The following is a 17,251-nucleotide window of genomic DNA, read 5'->3' on the forward strand; positions in this document are numbered from 1 at the left end:
CTTCATGACAGTTTTGTAAAGCCCGGAGACAAAGAAGGTTCCTGGGCTCTGCCTCGTGGCATAAGTCTGCCGCGCCGACTACGGCTGTCCCGATCCACCAGCGGACCCATACACCTAGCCGGTCGCATTGCTCGCGTCGGCCGCGGCACGCTGCACATAAATCGAGGCCAGTTCGGCGGGCTGGCCGGAACGGCCGAGCGGCGTCATGCCTCCGCTGTCGAAGAGGCCAGCGAAGCAGCAGCGAGCGTTGCGCTCGCCGCTTGGACGACGTGCCGGCGGGATACTGAAGTCTTGTCGTGATGTGTCATGACGATCTCCGCGATCTTCGATCTCACTGCGCGGAGACAGGCATCGTTGCAAAACGAGAGGACGCCGGTAGGGCCGGCGTCCTCGTAAGATGTTTACTTGGTCTGACCGACGCTCGGCGCCTTGCCGAGCTCCTTGGCCATGTCGAGATGGTGCTTGAGCGCCGGCAGCGTCTTGCCGGCCCAATCCTTCAGGTCGGAATTGTCGCCGCCCTTGGCGTAACGCTCGAACAGCGAGACCGCGTCCTCATGGGCGCTGACCTGGTACGAATTGTAATCCGAACTGAAGTCCTTGCCATTCGCGCTCTTGAGCTTGTCGAGTTTGCTCTGATGCGAGCTGTCGAGTGCTGTCGGCAGCGTCGCCTGCACCTTGCCGCCGCTGACAAGGCCCTTAAGTTCGCTGCTGGTCTTGGTGTGGTCGGTCACCATCTGTTGCGCAAAGGTCTTCTCCTGCGCGTTGCCTTTCTGCTCGGCAAGCTTGCTCGACTCGAGCTCGAACATATCGCTGATGGCGACTTCCTTGACGAAGTCGGCGGTGGCGGGCGCGACGCCGAGCGCCGAGTTGACGCCGGTTTTCTCGCCGAGCGACTGGGCGAGTGCGGGGCCTGCGAGCAGCACGCAAGCAGCTGCGATAATCATTCGTTTCATGGTCCGATCCCTCCGAATGGGCGCGCAGCCTCTCGCCGCGCGACGTTGCGCCCACCAACACACTGCAGCGGCCGGAGTTCCTAACGGCTAATCCGTCGGTCTCCGCCCGCTCCGCGGGTTGATTGGATCGGTAGGCTTGCGCCGAAGCCGTTCGGGCAGAAATGGCTCGCTCGGCGTGGCAGTGGCCTCGGCACGCACGTCTGCATGGCGTTGTGCCCGTTCATGCGGCGTCCGGTTGTCGTTGATCTGCCGCTTCACGTCGAGGCCATCCACGGGATCGTTGACGCCGTGCTGGATATCGCGGAAATCGCTCATGCTTCACCTCATTCGTTTCCAGGTAGGATCTTTTCCAGCACCTGCCGCGCCGCCCCCTTGATCACTCCGCTCTCGTTGGGATCGCCCTTCAGCAGCGCAAGCGAGAAGTTCTTGGCCTGCTGCAAGGTGATGTGCGGCGGCAGCGGCGGCACTTCGGGATCGGTCTTCACCTCCAGCACCACCGGCATCTCGCTCGCCAGCGCCTGCTCCCAGGCCGAGCCCAGCAGCCGCGGGCTGTCGACATAGATGCCGGAGAGGCCGATCAGTTCGGCAAAGCGCGAATAGGACACGTTTGGTATGCGCTGCGATGCCTCGAATTTCGGATCGCCGTTGATGACGCGCTGCTCCCAGGTCACCTGGTTGAGGTCTTCATTGTTGAAGACGCAGACGATGAAGCGCGGATCCTTCCAGTCGCGCCAATACTTGGCGGCGGTGATCAGCTCGGCCATGTTGTTCATCTGCATCGCGCCGTCGCCGACGAGTGCGATCACCGGGCGGTCGGAATGGGCGTATTTCGCGGCGAGCGCATAGGGCACCGCGGCACCCATCGAGGCGAGCCCGCCTGAGAGCGAGGCCGTCATGCCGCGGCGCATCTTCAGGTCGCGCGCGAACCAGTTGGCGCAGGAGCCGGAATCGCTGGTGACGATGGCGCGGTCGGGCAGGCGCGGAGACAGCTCCCAGGCGACGAGCTGCGGATTGACCGGTGCTGCGGGCTGATGTGCCCGATCATCGAGCGTCTTCCACCATTTCGCGACGTCGTCCTGGATACCCTGGCGCCAGGCGCCATCGCTCTTGGGTTTCAGTCGCGGCAGCAGGGCGCGCAGCGTCTCGGCGGCATCGCCGACGAGGCCGACCTCCATGGGAAAGCGGATCGACATCATGCTGGCGTCGATGTCGATCTGCACGCCGCGCGCCGCGCCTTCCTTCGGCAGGAATTCGGCATAGGGAAAGGCGGAGCCGACCATCAGCAGTGTGTCGCATTCCATCATCATGTTGTAGCTGGGTTCGGTGCCGAGCAGGCCGATCGAGCCGGTGACCCACGGCAGATCGTCGGGGAGCGCCGCCTTGCCGAGCAGCGCCTTGGCGCAGCCGGCGGACAAGCGGTCGGCGACCGCGATCACCTCCTCGGTGGCGTGGAGCGCGCCGGCGCCGATGAGCATCGCGACCTTCTTGCCGGCATTGAGCACCTCGGCGGCACGGTCGAGGTCAGCGTCACGAGGCTTGATGCTTGGAGCGCTATAGCCAATGCCGGAGTGCAGAGTGCCGTGAGCGCGCGGCGGGTCCTCGTAGGGCTCCTCCTGGATATCGTTGGGCAGGATGATCACCGTTGGCGTCCGCCGGGCCAGCGCGATCCGGATCGATCGATCGATCAGATGCCGGATCTGCGCCGGCGAGGAGGCCTGCATGACGTAGGCGCCAGCCACATCCTTGAACATCGAGACGAGATCGAGTTCCTGCTGATATTGCCCGCCCAGCGCATTGCGTGCCTGCTGGCCGACGATCGCGAGCACGGGCTGGTGATCCAGCAGGGCATCGTAGAGCCCGGTGATCAGATGCGAGGCGCCGGGGCCCGAAGTTGCGATACAGACCCCGAGTTGGCCAGAGAACTTCGCATAGGCGCTCGCCATGAAAGCGGCCATCTCCTCATGCCGGGTCTGAACAAAGCCGATCTTGCCCTCAGCACGCTGAAGGGCTCCGAACACGCCGTTGATGCCATCGCCAGGATAGCCAAAGAGGTGGCGCACGCCCCATTGATGCAGACGTTGAACGATGAAGTCGGAGACGGTCTGGGACATCAAGGGCGGCCCTTCGTTTTCCGGTATTTGGTTTCCGGGATTTGAAGTTGAGAGAACCACCCGTTTCCGGCGATGTTCCTCAAGTCTGACGGAACATGCCGGAACGATCGCGCACCTCTTCGGGTTGTCTCCACAACTGGCTGAGTGGAGAATTGAGATGTTGAATCAGGGTGAACTGGACCAAAACGAGATGGGTCGGTTGATCGGCAGCGACAAGGTCGAGGGAACATCGGTCTACGGTGCCGATCGCAACAAAATCGGCTCGATCGAACGCGTGATGATCGACAAGATCAGCGGCAAGGTGTCCTACGCCGTGCTCGGCTTCGGCGGATTTCTGGGCCTCGGCAACGACCACTATCCGCTGCCGTGGCAGTCGCTGAAATACGACACGGAGCTCGGCGGTTACGTCACCGGCATCACCACCAAGGAACTGGAAGGCGCGCCCAAATACGGCGAACGGAGTGATTGGAACTGGGGTGATGACGCCGCGGTTCGCGGGATCAACTCCTATTACGGTGTCCCCTTCGCGTAAGCGTTTCCAACGAAAGGAAGCTCGATGAGCAAGGAATGGCCTAACGACGATCCCCGGCAGCAGAGCGACTGGGGTTCGCACAAGCAGACGGACAAGCCCTGGAAGGGCACTCCGGAAAAGGAGCAGGGATCGGACGAGGTGAAACCCGATCTCGAGAAATGGCACGCGACGAAGACGCACTGAGACCGGGTGCGCTTCCCATGAGATATCGAGGCGAGCGCGGCATGCACTGTGCCGCGCTCGCTTTTTGGGCAGGCGTTCACGAACGCGATGGTGCTCGCAACAAGCGGAACCATGATCAGGAGTTGCAGTTGGGCTCGCGGCGCGTGTGCCGGCCTTGGCGGCTCTGCCGCCAGTTTGATCCCCGAGAAAGGTGTTCACCGTGGATGCTCAAACACGGGAGCGTGGACCGTCCGCGGAGCAGCCGCAGAGGGCGAAGGAAGCTCCGAAGATATCTCCTGATCAGGCCCGTGACGCCACGGACTCGAAGCCGGCCAAGGCGCCGTCGCTGCGAGAGCGGATTCGCGAGCATTGGTTGCTGGCAAGCGTTGGCACCATCGTCTTGCTCGCGGCCCTTATCGGCGGAGTGCTCTATTGGCTCCAGGTGCGCCACTATGAATCCACCGACGATGCCTTCGTCGCCGCGCGCAGCTTTTCCGTGGCCTCCAAGGTTGGCGGCTACGTGACCGACATACCCGTGACGGACAACCAGCATGTCAAAGCCGGGGACCTTCTCGCCAAGATCGACGAGCGCGACTATCGCATCGCCATCGATCAGGCCAATGCGCAGGTCGCGGTCGCCAGGGCGAACATCGCCAATGTCGAGGCGCAGATCGTCTCCCAGCAGGAGCAGATCAAGCAGGCGGAGGCGCAGCTCGAACAGGCCCAGGCCCAGCTTCAGTTCTCGCAGGAAGAATTCGCGCGCGCCCAGGATCTGGTCGAGAAGGGCGCCGGCACCGTGCAGCGCCAGCAGCAGACCCGCTCCGATCTTCAGGCGCAGCAGGCCAACACGGAACGCGCGAAGACCGCTGTGACGGCCGCGCAGGTCGGCATCAAGACGCTGCAGGCGCAGCTCGAGGGCGCCCGGGCGCAGCTCCAGCAGTCGCAGGCGCAGCTCGATCAGGCCAAGCTGAACCTGCAATATACCAGCGTGGTTGCGGCGCAGTCCGGCCGCGTCGTCAAGCTCAGCGGCGCCAAGGGCACTTTCGTGACAGCCGGACAGAGCCTGATGATGTTCGTGCCTGACGAGGTCTGGATCGTCGCCAACTGCAAGGAGACGCAGCTCAACGACATGCGGCCGGGTCAGCCGGTCGAGATCCGCATCGATGCCTATCCCGCGCGCAAGCTCACCGGCCATGTCGACTCCGTGCAGCCGGGCTCCGGCACCGCGTTCAGCCTGTTGCCGGCGGAGAACGCCACCGGAAATTACGTCAAGGTGGTGCAGCGCGTGCCGGTGAAGATCGTGGTCGACAGCTGGCCGGCCGATCTGCCCGTTGGTCCCGGCATGTCGGTCGTGCCCTGGACCAGGGTGCGATGACCGACACGGCGCAGGGCAGTGCATCCGCGGGCGGCTGGTCGCCGGAGCGCTCGGCGGCGGGCGGTCATAATCCCTATCTCATCGCGTTCGTCGTCTCGATCGCGACCTTCATGGAGGTGCTCGACACCACCATTGCCAACGTTGCCTTGCGCCACATCGCCGGTGGGCTTGCCGTCGGCATCGACGAGAGCACCTACGTCATCACCAGCTATCTCGTCGCCAACGCCATCGTGCTGTCGATCTCGGGCTGGCTGTCGACCGTGATCGGCCGCAAGCGCTTCTACATGATGTGCGTTGCGATCTTCACGGTCTCCTCGCTTTTGTGCGGCTTCGCCTGGAATCTGCAGGCGCTGGTGCTGTTCCGAATCCTTCAGGGCCTTGGTGGCGGCGGCATGGCGACCAGCGAGCAGGCGATCCTCGCCGACTCCTTCCCGCCGCACAAGCGCGGCCAGGCGTTCGCGATCTATGGCGTCGCGGTCGTGGTCGCGCCCGTGGTCGGTCCGACGCTCGGCGGCTGGATCACCGACACCTACACCTGGCACTGGGTGTTTCTGATCAACGTCCCCATGGGATTGCTGTCGCTGTTCCTGGTCGGCACGCTGGTCAAGGAGCCCTCGGGCGCGGAGGAGGAGAGGGAGAAGCTGCTGAGCAAGGGCCTGCGCGTCGACTATGTCGGCTTCCTGCTGGTCGCGATCGGGCTCGGCTCGCTCGAATACGTGCTGGACGAGGGCCAGCGCAACGACTGGTTCGGCTCGAACATGATCGTGTTCTTCGCGGTACTTTCGGCCATGTCACTGCTTGCGCTGATCCCGTGGGAGCTGACGCGGGAGGATCCCATCGTCGATCTCCGCCTGCTGGGCCGTCGCCAGTTCGCCGCCTGCTTCCTGGTCATGCTTGCGACCGGCGCGGTGCTGATCTCGACGACACAGCTTTTGCCGCAACTGCTCCAGAGCGATTTGAACTACACCGCCATGCTGGCCGGTCTCGCTTTGTCGCCCGGCGGCGTCGCGACCCTGGTGCTGATGCCAGTGGTCGGCCGCCTCGTCAGCAGCGTGCAGCCGAAATATCTCATCATGTTCGGTGCCGCCATCGTCGCCTTCTCGATGTGGCATCTCACGGGCCTTACCGGCGATATCACCTACGGCTATGCCGCGATGTCGCGGATCTTCCTCGCGCTCGGTCTTCCTTTCCTGTTCCTGCCGGTCACGACCGCGTCCTATGACGGTGTGCCGCCCGACAAGACCAACCAGGCGTCGGCGCTGATCAACGTCGCCCGCAATATCGGCGGCTCCATGGGCGTCGCGCTGGCGCAGACAATTCTGGCGCAGCGCCAGCAATTCCACCAGAGCCGCCTGATCGAGCACGCCGCGCCATCGGACCTCGGCTATCAGCAGACCATCGAGATGATGACCCGCTTCTTCCAGGCTCAGGGCTCGAACGCGAGTGATGCAGCCTCGCAGGCGGTCGCCTGGGTTGGGCGCACCTTGCAGCAGCAGGTCGATTTGCTCGCTTATATCGACGTGTTCTGGACGCTCGCGATCATCGCGGTGCTGATGATCCCGACCGCCGCGGCGCTGCGCCCGATCAAGCTGGGCGCTCCCGCGCGGGGGCATTGAGCCTACGGCCGTTCTGAGAGAAATGGCGAGAGAGAAAGGATGACCGCGGCGCAAAAGTCCGGCTAGACTGGCGCGAACGTCAAGCAAAAGCCCGGGAGGTAATTTAAGTGAAGACCGCGATCACCGAACTGTTCGGCATCGAGCACCCCATCATCCAGGGCGGCATGCATTTCGTCGGCTTTGCCGAGCTGGCGGCTGCCGTCTCCAATGCCGGCGGACTCGGCATCATCACCGGTCTCACGCAGAAGACGCCGGAGCTGCTGGCAAAAGAGATCGCACGCTGCCGCGATATGACCGACAAGCCGTTCGGCGTGAACCTCACTTTCCTGCCGACCTTCGCCGCGCCGCCTTATCCGGAATACATCGCCGCCATCGTCGAAGGCGGCATCAAGTCCGTGGAGACCGCCGGCCGCAGCCCGGAAGCCTACATGCCGGCGCTGAAGGCCGCCGGGATCACGGTCATCCACAAATGCACCTCGGTGCGCCACTCCTTGAAAGCCGAGCGCATCGGATGCGACGCGGTCAGCGTCGACGGCTTTGAGTGCGGCGGCCATCCCGGCGAGGACGACATTCCCAACATGATTCTGCTGCCGCGCGCGGCGGAGGAATTGAAGATTCCGTTCGTCGCATCCGGCGGCATGGCGGACGGCCGCAGCCTCGTCGCGGCGCTGTCGCTGGGGGCGGCCGGCATGAACATGGGCACGCGCTTCATCGCGACCAAGGAAGCCCCGGTGCATCAGAACGTCAAGAACGCGCTGGTCGCGGCGACCGAACGCGACACCCGCCTCATCATGCGGAGCCTGCGCAACACCGAGCGCGTGCTGAAGAACGCCAATGTCGACCGCCTGCTCGAGATTGAACGCGAGAAGGGCGACAAGCTGAAGATCGACGACATCCACGACCAGGTCGCGGGCGTCTATCCCAGGATCATGCTGGACGGGCAGATGGACGCCGGCGCCTGGAGCTGCGGAATGGTCGCAGGCCTCATCCACGACATCCCCACCTGCAAGGAACTCGTCGACAGGATCATGGCTGAGGCGGAAACCATCATCCGTACCCGTCTAATGGGGTTTCTTGAAGAGACGGGTGCACCGCGAAAGGTCGCCTGACACCGCCAAACTTCTTAACCACGGCGGCAGCTGACCGCTGGAATTGCGCGCGACGCCTTCTAAATAGAGGTAAATTACCTCTTAACAATCAATTTCAGGAGGCGTCCGTGATTCTGAAGAGCGCTCCTTTTGCAATGGCCGTTGCCCTCGTGCTCGCATGGGGCGGCGTCGCGCGCGCTGACGACTACAAGCCCGACGACTATCTCGGCCTCGATCTTTCGAAGGCGGTGTTGTCGCCCAAGCGGCTCGGGCCCGAAACCCGGTTCGCGCCTGTCGCGCTGGAGGCGCGCGGTGGCAACGAGGCGCAGGCGCGCGCCGAGCCGGTCGACGTGCCGAAGAAGGTCGCCGCCGAACGCGTGCGCGTGTCGGAGCCGAAGGTCGCGCACGTCAAGCCCGCGCAGCCACGCGGCGCGGCACGCACCAAGCTCGCGCATCGCCACGGCAATCCGCTCGACGCGCAGGCGATGGACACCCGGATCCAGACCTGGCCGTGCCGCAGCGGCGGCATCTGCAACTGGAAGCACTAGGTCAGCTCCGAGCCGTCATCCGGCACGTTGCAAAACCGTAGGCCCGCGGTCAAGAAACCGTAAGCCGGGGGACGGTGAGGAAGCACCTAACCCGATCTTGATTGGCCGCCGTGCGTCTGCCGCACTATGCTGTCCGCTCCCGCCACCTCTTTTCCATCCCCGAAGAGTCTGCTCACGCAGCATCGCTGCTGGCCTCCGGCGGGCCGAACGATGTCAGGAACTTGTTCATGGATAATCTCAAGACACAGGGCATCAGCATGCCCAAGCTCGGCCTCGGGACCTTCCGCATGCAGGGCGATACCTGCCGCGCGGCGGTCGAGAGCGCACTGTCGATCGGCTATCGCCATATCGATACCGCCGAGATGTACGGCAACGAAGAACCGATCGGCGCGGCGCTCGCCGCGGCCCGGCTGCCGCGGGGCGAGCTGCACGTCACGACGAAAGTCTGGCACGAGAACCTCAGCCCCGACGCCATCCGCCGCTCTTTCGACGCCAGCCTGACCAAGCTCAGGCTTGACCATGTCGACCTCTATCTCGTGCACTGGCCGTCCAAGGCGGCGAACTGGGGTGCTGTGTTCGAGACCTTGATGACGCTGAAGCAGGAGGGGCGGACGCGGGCGATCGGGGTCGCCAACTTCACCACGGCGCTGCTGAAGATCGCGGTCGAGGACATCAAGGCGCCGATCGCATGCAATCAGATCGAATACCACGCCCTGCTCGATCAATCGAAGGTGCTGGCCTATCTCAACGCCAAGTCGATCCCGCTGGTCGCCTATTGCCCGCTGGCGCAGGGACGCATCGCGTCAGATGAGGTGCTGGCCGAGATCGGCGCCAAGCATAATGCATGCGGCGCAGGTCGCGCTGAAATGGCTGCTGGACCAGGACGGTGTGGCCGCGATCCCGAAAGCCTCGCGCCGAGAGAGCCAGCAGGCCAATCTCGACGCGCTGAAGATCACGCTCGACGATGCCGACCGCAACAAGATCGCCGCGCTGCCGAAGGACAGGCGCTGCGTCAATCCCGGCTTCGCACCGGCATGGGACTGAGAGTCGACGCTGGGCCGCACCGCCGGACCCTCTCCCCTTGTGGGAGAGGGTGGCTCGCCGCGCAGCGGCGAGACGGGTGCGGGGTCTCTCTCCGCGCGCACATTTGTCAGTTTGAATTCGCCGAGGGATACCCCTCATCCGGCGCTTCGCGCCACCTTCTCCCACAAGGGGAGAAGGAAGAAGGCACGCAAAGAAAATGGCCCCGTGAAGGGCCATTTCCATATTGCGTTGCGCATTAGTCCCAATGATGACGGTGACCACGCTTGATCACGACGACGCGGTCGCGATGGCGCCAGCCGCGATGCCAGCCGTGATCGCGATGCATGCCGTATTCGGCGCGGGCGCCATACATGCCGTGATGATGACCACCGCGCTTGATCACTACCGTCTCCGCGCTGGCGAGCGTCGGCATTGCAACCGCGAGCGCGCCGACAGCGGCAAGCACATAACCAATCTTCTTCATGATGTCCTCCTCCAATGGAATGCAAATCTAAACGGCGCATTCGCGGGAACGTTCCGGAGGAATCGCAGGAGATTTCTGAACGCCTGTTCAGGTGGGTTAATCGCAGCGCTGTTGTGAAGGTGTTGGCGCGCCGGTCGCGACGTATTTGCCGTCCCTGATCGTGTACTCGCCGCGCTCACTGCGATTGTAGATTGCGCGCAAGCTGCCTTGCTTCGAGAGTAGCAGACCGAACTCGCGCGTCTGCTGCAGCAAGGGGAAGTACACCATCACATTGAGCAGGCCGTCGGCGTTGACCATCGCCGATACCACTTCGTTTTCGTCCTTGGCCTCGCCGAAATTGCGCCGGTACATCACCCTTCCGTCCTTCCGGATCTCGTAAGTCAAGAGCGCGCCCTTCTCGCGGTCGGGCCGGCCGGCGCAATCGACCGCCCATGAGCCGAGCAGGCCCCATTGCTCGACGGTCGCCGCAAGCGACTCGGCACCGGCCGCGGGCGTGAACGCAACCCACAGCACTGCTGCCGCGATAGAGCGGCACAAACAACGTCTCATGTCCTGAAAGGCCCCACCTGCAAAGAATTCCGAAGTGTAGCATCCCGCGCGCCATCGTCCACGCTGACCGCCATTCGCGCGCGAATTTGATCCGCGTCAATGAGGCAGCCCGTTTCCCCGGTAGGATGGCGCTCCCGAAGGGAAATTGGATAAACCGATGCTGAATCAAGTCAGGGATTTCGCAGGCGAGGTGCTGCCGGGGAGCTGCGCCGTGCCGCCTTATTCCGAGAGCGCGTTTCTGGCCGAGCTGGGCGACCGCTTGAAGTCCTCGCGCATGCGCTGCGTCCTGTCGCGGCGGGAGCTCGCCCGCCGCTCCGGGATATCCGAGCGCTACATCGCCCAGATCGAGGCCGGAAAGGGCAACGTCTCGATTGTGCTGCTGCTGCGGCTGGCCTCCGCGATCCACGGCAGCCAGCCCCAGATCGTCTGAAGGCTCAAGCTCGATTCTCCACATTGGCACTGCGGGCCGGCACGCCGAACTCCTTGCGGCAGACCTCGGCCAGCACGGCCACGCCCTCGCGGATCTGCTGATGCGAGGGGCTCGCAAAGCACAGCCGCAGTCGCGATCTGGAGTGGTTTTTGTCAGTCGACCATTCCGGCCCCGGATTGATCGATACGCCGGCGGCAAGCGCGGCCTGATACAGCTTCAGCGTATCCACCTGATCGGGCAGCTTCACCCACAGGAAGATCCCGCCCTTGGGCTCCTCGAACTCGGCGGCCGTCCCGAACTGCTCGTTGACGGCCTCCATCAGCGTATCAAGCTTGGTCCGTAGCGCCTTCGTCAGTGCCGGCACGTGGGTCGAAAAATGCGGCTTGCAATAGGCAGCGAGCACCATCTGCTCCAGCGCGCCTGAGCCGGCGTCCGTCTTCAGCGCCAGCATCCGCGACATCACATCCCAGGGCGCGACGATGAAGCCCACGCGCAGCGCCGGCGCGATCGACTTGGAGAACGAGCCGATATGGATCACGCCGCCGTTCGGGCTCATCGCATGGATCGCCGGCGGCCGCTGTCCCGACCAGACCAGATCGGCATAGCAATCGTCCTCGAAAACAGGCACGCCGTAGTCTGCCGACAGCCGCAACAGCTCGGTGCGGCGGCCCTCCGGCATGATGCTGCCGGTCGGGTTCTGCACGGTCGGAATGGTGTAGATGTATTTCGGACGGATGCCGCGGCCCTTGAGGTCGGCCAGCGTCGTGGCCAGCACGTCCATGCGCATGCCGTCGTTGTCGAGGGGAATGCCAATCACGTTGACTCCGAGCCGTGCCAGGCGGGTCAGCGAGCCCTGATAGCTATCCTGCTCGAAGATCACGGTGTCGCCGCGCGTCAGCAGCGTGGCGTTGACGAGGTCGAGCGCCTGCAGCGAGCCGGACACGATCAGGAGATCGTCGACCGTGCAGTTGATGCCGGCATCGCGCTTGAGTTTTGCCACCAGGAATTCGCGCAAGGGCAGATAGCCCTGGGGACCATGTGCCAGCCCGTAAGTGGCGAGCGAGCGGCCTTCGCGTTGCAGAGCCAGATTGGCCGCCTCGATCAGATCATCGAGCGGCACCTGCTCGGAGTCGTTGTTGCCGCCGACAAAACTGTATTTGGCGAGGCCCGTCCAGCGCGCAGAGGGGGCCGGCAGCCCTGCGGGAAACAGGGGCGCAAAATCGAAGCTGGACGTCATGGGAGCGTTCCTCGTTGTTTTCTTTTTGAGCCGGCCGGCGTTGCGTCGGCCATGCCTATTTCTTTTGCCCGCATCCGGCGGACAGACGGCCTTAGTTCTTGCCGGCCGTCCGGGTCGGACGGCCCTGGCTGATGAAAGCGTAATGCGCATTGGCGACGCCGCCAACCATCAAGGCCTCGACAGCAGGCTCGGCGATCTCGCTTGCTGCGGCCCAATCGACCAGGAAATTGGCTCCGGTCCCGCCGCGTACGTCGTCGGTCGGAATGAAGATTGAGACGGTGGCGAGGGGCTTCAACGCGACGGGCGCCTTCAGATAGCTCTCGACCTGCTTGCCTGCGGTGTCGAAATAGGCGATGCGTTTGACAACCAGTGCTTGCGTCTCGGAGGCGTTGTGCACGCTCAGGGTCACCGAGAAGTCGACGCGCAGCTTGCCCTGGCTCATCGCGACACTGGAATAGGCGGGCACGTAGAACCCGCCGGCGACGGCGAGTTCTTCTTTCGGCAGTGCGGTGAGGGAATCTGCAAAGTTTTGTTCGATATTCACCTTGGATTGAGCGGCTGCGGGCACGGAGCAGGCGAGGGGGCATAGCAGCAGTGCAATGGCGAGCCCCATCCGCATGTGACGAATTGCTCGCTTGCCGCAACGCACTCGATCACTAGGGTGCGGCAAAACGGACCAATCTGGCATGCACGAGCTCATTCGCGACATCACTCTCTGTATCCTGTTTGCCTGGATGCTGGGCCTGCTTGCCCACTTCTCCAGGCAACCGCTGATCCTGGCCTATCTTATCGCCGGCTTCTGCATTGGTCCATTTGGCGCCGGCTGGGTCAAGTCGCAGGAATCGATCAGCGTCATCTCCGAGCTTGGCCTGATCTTCATGCTGTTCATGATCGGCCTGGAGATCGACCTGAAGAAGATCGTGCGGGCGGGAAAGGTCATCCTGTTCGCGGCGGGCGGCCAGCTCCTCGGCGGCTGCCTGCTCGGGGTGCTGTTCTTCGTCGGCATCGGCCTGTCGCTCGGGGGCGGACAGTTCGATGCGGTTTACCTCTGTGTCGCCTGCGCGCTGTCGAGCACCGTCATCATCGTCAAGGTGCTCTACGAGAAGCGCGAGCTCGACACGCTGCCCGGCCGCATCACCCTCGGCGTGCTGGTGCTCCAGGACATCTTCGCCATCCTGTTTCTGGCGGTGCAGCCGAGCCTTGCCAATCTGGAAATCAGCGTGATCCTGCTCTCGATCGGGCGGGTCGCAGTGCTGGTCGCCGCGGCACTGCTGGTGAGCCGCTACGTGCTGCCGCGCCTGTTTCACCAGATCGCCCGCCGCCCCGAGTTGATCCTGCTCGGCGCGCTCGCCTGGTGCTTCCTGGTCGCCGAGACCGCCGAGCGGCTGTCGCTGTCGCGCGAGATGGGCGCCCTGATCGCCGGCGTCTCGCTCTCGACCTTTCCCTATGCGCTCGATGTCACGGCCAAGGTCACCACGCTTCGCGATTTCTTCATCACGCTGTTCTTCGTCGCGCTCGGCATGACCATTCCCGTGCCCGGCCTCTCCGTGATCGGACTTGCCCTGATGATCGCGGCGTTCACGGTGGTGAGCCGCCTCGTGACCACCTTCGTCCCGCTCTATCTGATGAGGCAGGGCCTGCGAGCCAGCTTGTTGCCGGCCCTGAATCTCGCGCAGATCTCCGAGTTCTCGCTGGTGGTGATCCAGACCGGCGTCGCCGACCACCACATCGCAGCCCAGACGGCGAACGCGGCCTCCTTCGCCTTCGTGGTGCTGGCGGTGCTCTCGACATTCGTGATGACCCGCAGCGACGAGATCACCCGCTGGGCGATCGGTCCCCTGAAGCGGATCGGCCTGCGCGATCTCGACCACGGCAATGGCCACGGCGAGGAAGGACACGAGGGCCATGGCGAGGCGCGCCGCATCGTCATCCTCGGCTTTTTCCGTGCGGCGAGCGCGCTGCTGGCCGAGATCGAGCGGCAGGCACCGGTGCTGCTCGAGCAGATCACCGTGATCGACTTCAATCCCAATGTGTACCAGACGCTGCTGTCGCGCGGCCTGCACGTGATCTACGGCGATATCAGCAGCGCCGACACGCTGCTCCATGCCGGCGTCGGCAAATCCGAGATGATCATCCTCAGCGTCCCGGATGCGCTTCTGAAGGGTGCCAGCAACGAGAAGCTGGTCCGCCACGTCCGCACCCTCAACCCGACCGCCATGATCATTGCCACGGCCGATCTGTTGTCGGATGTAGACGAACTCTACGCGGCTGGCGCCAGCTATGTCACCGTGACCCGGCTCAGCGACGCCCATGAGCTGTTCACGGTGATCGAGGCCGCCCAGGCCGGCCTGTTGGCCGACAAGCGGGCCGAGCTCGATCAGCGGCTCGGCGAGCGGCGCGAAGTGCTGCCCTGACCGCTCCCGGCCGGCTTCTCACCGGGCTTAGGCCCGACGCGAGCCGCCCGTCGGGCAGGGCTGCGGTCCGGCATATGCGGTTGCGCCGGGGACACTAGCGCCCCGGCTCAAGTCCGGCTAAGCCTCCGGGCCATAACCGATAGAGATTGGGAAATGCCGGATAACGTCCAGGAAGTCTTGCAGGCCTTTGCCCGGGGTGAGCTCGTGGTCGTCACCGACGACGAAGACCGCGAGGGCGAGGGCGATCTGATCGTCGCCGCCTCGTTCTGCACCGCCGAGAAGATGGCGTTCATCATCCGCCACACCTCCGGCATCGTTTGCGCCCCGATCACCAGCGAAGATGCGCGCCGCCTGCGGCTCGATCCGATGGTGGCCCACAACGACTCAGCGCACACCACCGCATTCACGGTCTCGATCGACTACAAGCCCGACGGCGGCACCGGCATCTCGGCCGAGGAGCGCGCCTCGTGCTGCCGCGCGCTGTCCAATCCCAATGCCGGCGCCAACGACTTCGCCCGTCCCGGTCACATCTTCCCGCTGATCGCCAAGGACGGCGGCGTGCTGCTGCGCTCCGGCCATACCGAGGCCGCGGTCGACCTGTGCAAGCTCTCCGGCCTGCCGCCGGTCGGCGTCATCAGCGAGTTGATGAACGACGACGGCAGCGTGATGAAGGGCGAGCAGGTCGCCCGCTTCGCCGCCCAGCACAAGCTCAAGCACGTCACCATCGCCGACATGATCGCCTACCGCCAGGTGCGCGAGAAACTGATCGAGCGGGTCTCGACCTTCGTCACCGAGAGCCCGATCGGGCCGCTGCAGGGCTATGCCTACCGCTCGCCGTTCGATTCCATCGCCCATGTCGCCTTCGTCTACAACGGCGTCGGCGACGGCAAGAACGTCCTGACACGCTTTCACAAGCCGAACATCGTCAAGGACATCTTCACCGGCCACAAGCGCATGGCGGCGGTGCTCGAGCACTTCAAGAAATCGGGCCGTGGCGTTCTGGTCTATCTGCGCGACGGTGCGGCCGGTGTCCCTGTGGCGCCGCTGCCCGATGAGAGCGCGACCGAGGCCGACCGCAACCGCCAGTGGCGCGAAGTCGGCGTCGGTGCACAGATCCTGCGCGATCTCGGCGTCACCTCGATCCGGCATCTCACCTCCTCGGTGCACGACTACAAGGGCCTTTCGGGCTTCGGCATCGAGATCGTCGCCAACGAGCTACTCGAAAGCTAGCGCTGTTATCCAGGGGTGCGCGAAGCGCATCCCCCGAGGCGCGCCTCGCGGGTCCCCGGGAATCACGCAGACCCGTACATCTGCAACGCAATTGCACTTGTTGCCGCGGCGCTTTACTTTGTCGGGCAAATTTTGACGGAACCAGACGAAAGGACGTTTCATGACCGCGCGCCCTCAGGCCAAGGACAAGCCGGCTTCGGCTTCTTTCCAGTGGGACGATCCGTTCCTGCTCGACGAGCAGCTCACCGAAGACGAGCGCATGGTGCGCGACACCGCGCGCGCCTACGCCCAGGACAAGCTGCTGCCGCGCGTCGCCAAGGCCTATCTCGAAGAGAAGACGGATCGCGAGATCTTCAACGAGATGGGCGAACTCGGCCTGATCGGCATCACGTTGCCGGAGGAATATGGCTGTGCCAATGCAGGCTATGTCGCCTATGGTCTGGTCGCGCGCGAGATCGAGCGGGTCGATTCCGGCTACCGCTCGATGAACTCGGTGCAGTCCTCGCTGGTGATGTATCCGATCTACGCCTATGGCGACGAGAACCAGCGCAAGAAGTACCTGCCGAAGCTCGCCAGCGGCGAGTGGGTCGGCTGCTTCGGGCTGACCGAGCCTGATGCCGGCTCCGATCCGGCCGGCATGAAAACGCGCGCCGAGAAGGTGTCGGACGGCTATCGCCTGACCGGCAGCAAGATGTGGATCTCGAACGCGCCGATCGCCGACGTGTTCGTGGTCTGGGCCAAGTCGGCCGCGCACGACAACCAGATCCGCGGCTTCGTGCTGGAGAAGGGCATGAAGGGCCTGTCGGCACCGAAGATCGGCGGCAAGCTGTCGCTTCGCGCCTCCATCACCGGCGAGGTCGTGATGGACGGTGTCGTGGTTCCGGAAGACGCGCTGCTGCCCAACGTCTCCGGCCTGAAAGGCCCGTTCGGCTGCCTCAACCGCGCCCGCTACGGCATTTCCTGGGGTGTGCTCGGCGCGGCCGAGGACTGCATGCACCGCGCCCGCCAGTATACGCTCGACCGCAAGCAGTTCGGCAAGCCGCTCGCCGCGACCCAGCTCGTGCAGAAGAAGCTCGCGGACATGCAGACCGAGATCGCGCTGGGCCTTCAGGGCTCGCTGCGCGTCGGTCGCCTGATGGACGAGGGCAAGTTCGCTCCCGAGATGATCTCGATCATGAAGCGCAACAATTGCGGCAAGGCGCTCGACATCGCCCGCGTCGCGCGCGACATGCACGGCGGCAACGGCATCTCGATCGAGTATCACGTGATGCGCCACGTCCATAACCTCGAGACCGTCAACACCTACGAGGGCACCCACGACGTCCACGCCCTGATCCTGGGCCGCGCGATCACGGGCATTCAGGCGTTTTTCTGAGCAAACCGCCCCAGTGTGGGATGCGACTGAACTCTCCAATCGCGTCATGGCCGGGCTTGTCCCGGCCATCCACGTCTTAGACCACGCGAAGAACGTGGATGCCCGGCACGAGGCCGGGCATGAC

The 17,251-nt window shown here is 64.1% G+C and carries 17 protein-coding genes and 2 pseudogenes; 11 read left to right on the forward strand and 8 right to left on the reverse strand.

The annotated features are described in order from the left end of the window. Positions 1 to 114 precede the first annotated feature (114 nt). From IVB19_RS09740 to IVB19_RS09755, 4 genes and pseudogenes are all read right to left on the reverse strand, one after another. Positions 115 to 213: pseudogene (locus IVB19_RS09740) on the reverse strand (SDR family oxidoreductase); the annotation flags it as partial. Between the two features lie 188 nt (positions 214 to 401). Then, a complete protein-coding gene (locus IVB19_RS09745) occupies positions 402 to 953 on the reverse strand; it encodes a DUF4142 domain-containing protein (RefSeq protein ID WP_026233107.1) in 552 nt (183 codons plus the stop codon). A gap of 87 nt (positions 954 to 1,040) precedes the next feature. After that, positions 1,041 to 1,268, reverse strand: a complete 228-nt coding sequence (locus tag IVB19_RS09750; RefSeq protein WP_018456212.1) for a hypothetical protein — start codon at positions 1,266 to 1,268, stop codon at positions 1,041 to 1,043. Between the two features lie 8 nt (positions 1,269 to 1,276). Next, entirely contained in the window at positions 1,277 to 3,064 is a 1,788-nt protein-coding gene (locus IVB19_RS09755) for a thiamine pyrophosphate-requiring protein (protein ID WP_018456213.1), read from the reverse strand. Positions 3,065 to 3,221: 157 nt separating this feature from the next. On the opposite strand from IVB19_RS09755, the gene IVB19_RS09760 reads away from it, so the two are divergent. The 7 genes and pseudogenes from IVB19_RS09760 (at position 3,222) to IVB19_RS09790 (ending at position 9,429) form a co-directional block, all read left to right on the forward strand. Then, the gene (locus IVB19_RS09760; protein WP_007594753.1) at positions 3,222 to 3,596 is read left to right on the forward strand and encodes a PRC-barrel domain-containing protein; all 375 of its coding nucleotides are present in this window, start codon (positions 3,222 to 3,224) and stop codon (positions 3,594 to 3,596) included. A 24-nt stretch (positions 3,597 to 3,620) separates the two neighbouring features. Next, a complete protein-coding gene (locus IVB19_RS09765; protein WP_204513880.1) occupies positions 3,621 to 3,779 on the forward strand; it encodes a hypothetical protein in 159 nt (52 codons plus the stop codon). Between the two features lie 199 nt (positions 3,780 to 3,978). After that, positions 3,979 to 5,133, forward strand: coding sequence for an HlyD family secretion protein (locus tag IVB19_RS09770; protein ID WP_247821347.1), 1,155 nt, complete (start codon positions 3,979 to 3,981; stop codon positions 5,131 to 5,133). Further along, positions 5,130 to 6,749, forward strand: a complete 1,620-nt coding sequence (locus IVB19_RS09775) for a DHA2 family efflux MFS transporter permease subunit (RefSeq protein ID WP_018456216.1) — start codon at positions 5,130 to 5,132, stop codon at positions 6,747 to 6,749. The genes IVB19_RS09770 and IVB19_RS09775 overlap by 4 nt, the downstream gene beginning before the upstream one ends. A 107-nt stretch (positions 6,750 to 6,856) precedes the next feature. Continuing rightward, complete coding sequence (locus IVB19_RS09780; protein ID WP_018456217.1) at positions 6,857 to 7,858, forward strand: NAD(P)H-dependent flavin oxidoreductase; 1,002 nt, start codon at positions 6,857 to 6,859, stop codon at positions 7,856 to 7,858. Between the two features lie 107 nt (positions 7,859 to 7,965). Then, entirely contained in the window at positions 7,966 to 8,385 is a 420-nt protein-coding gene (locus IVB19_RS09785; RefSeq protein ID WP_026233109.1) for a hypothetical protein, read from the forward strand. 227 nt (positions 8,386 to 8,612) lie between these two features. Then, positions 8,613 to 9,429 (forward strand): annotated as a pseudogene (locus tag IVB19_RS09790) (aldo/keto reductase). Positions 9,430 to 9,664: 235 nt separating this feature from the next. Here IVB19_RS09790 and IVB19_RS09795 read toward each other — a convergent pair. Together IVB19_RS09795 and IVB19_RS09800 are read right to left on the reverse strand one after the other, a co-directional pair. Further along, positions 9,665 to 9,892, reverse strand: a complete 228-nt coding sequence (locus IVB19_RS09795; RefSeq protein WP_026233110.1) for a hypothetical protein — start codon at positions 9,890 to 9,892, stop codon at positions 9,665 to 9,667. A 96-nt stretch (positions 9,893 to 9,988) separates the two neighbouring features. Beyond that, a complete protein-coding gene (locus IVB19_RS09800; protein ID WP_026233111.1) occupies positions 9,989 to 10,441 on the reverse strand; it encodes a hypothetical protein in 453 nt (150 codons plus the stop codon). Between the two features lie 157 nt (positions 10,442 to 10,598). Here IVB19_RS09800 and IVB19_RS09805 point away from each other — a divergent pair, with 157 nt between their 5' ends. Further along, complete coding sequence (locus IVB19_RS09805; protein ID WP_018456224.1) at positions 10,599 to 10,871, forward strand: helix-turn-helix domain-containing protein; 273 nt, start codon at positions 10,599 to 10,601, stop codon at positions 10,869 to 10,871. Between the two features lie 4 nt (positions 10,872 to 10,875). Here IVB19_RS09805 and IVB19_RS09810 read toward each other — a convergent pair whose 3' ends face one another. Both IVB19_RS09810 and IVB19_RS09815 read right to left on the reverse strand, forming a co-directional pair. Continuing rightward, the gene (locus tag IVB19_RS09810; RefSeq protein WP_018456225.1) at positions 10,876 to 12,108 is read right to left on the reverse strand and encodes an aminotransferase-like domain-containing protein; all 1,233 of its coding nucleotides are present in this window, start codon (positions 12,106 to 12,108) and stop codon (positions 10,876 to 10,878) included. Positions 12,109 to 12,199: 91 nt separating this feature from the next. Continuing rightward, the gene (locus IVB19_RS09815) at positions 12,200 to 12,727 is read right to left on the reverse strand and encodes a DUF3124 domain-containing protein (RefSeq protein ID WP_026233112.1); all 528 of its coding nucleotides are present in this window, start codon (positions 12,725 to 12,727) and stop codon (positions 12,200 to 12,202) included. Between the two features lie 67 nt (positions 12,728 to 12,794). On the opposite strand from IVB19_RS09815, the gene IVB19_RS09820 reads away from it, so the two are divergent. The 3 genes from IVB19_RS09820 to IVB19_RS09830 all read left to right on the forward strand — a co-directional run bounded on the left by IVB19_RS09820 (position 12,795) and on the right by IVB19_RS09830 (position 17,127). After that, positions 12,795 to 14,522, forward strand: coding sequence for a cation:proton antiporter domain-containing protein (locus IVB19_RS09820; RefSeq protein WP_018456227.1), 1,728 nt, complete (start codon positions 12,795 to 12,797; stop codon positions 14,520 to 14,522). Between the two features lie 153 nt (positions 14,523 to 14,675). Next, entirely contained in the window at positions 14,676 to 15,752 is a 1,077-nt protein-coding gene (gene ribB / locus IVB19_RS09825; protein ID WP_018456228.1) for a 3,4-dihydroxy-2-butanone-4-phosphate synthase, read from the forward strand. 160 nt (positions 15,753 to 15,912) lie between these two features. Beyond that, positions 15,913 to 17,127, forward strand: a complete 1,215-nt coding sequence (locus IVB19_RS09830) for an acyl-CoA dehydrogenase (protein ID WP_007594720.1) — start codon at positions 15,913 to 15,915, stop codon at positions 17,125 to 17,127. The last annotated feature ends 124 nt before the right edge of the window (positions 17,128 to 17,251 follow it).

The organism is Bradyrhizobium sp. 187 (genome assembly GCF_023101005.1).
In the GTDB taxonomy this organism is placed as follows: Bacteria; Pseudomonadota; Alphaproteobacteria; order Rhizobiales; family Xanthobacteraceae; genus Bradyrhizobium; species Bradyrhizobium canariense_D.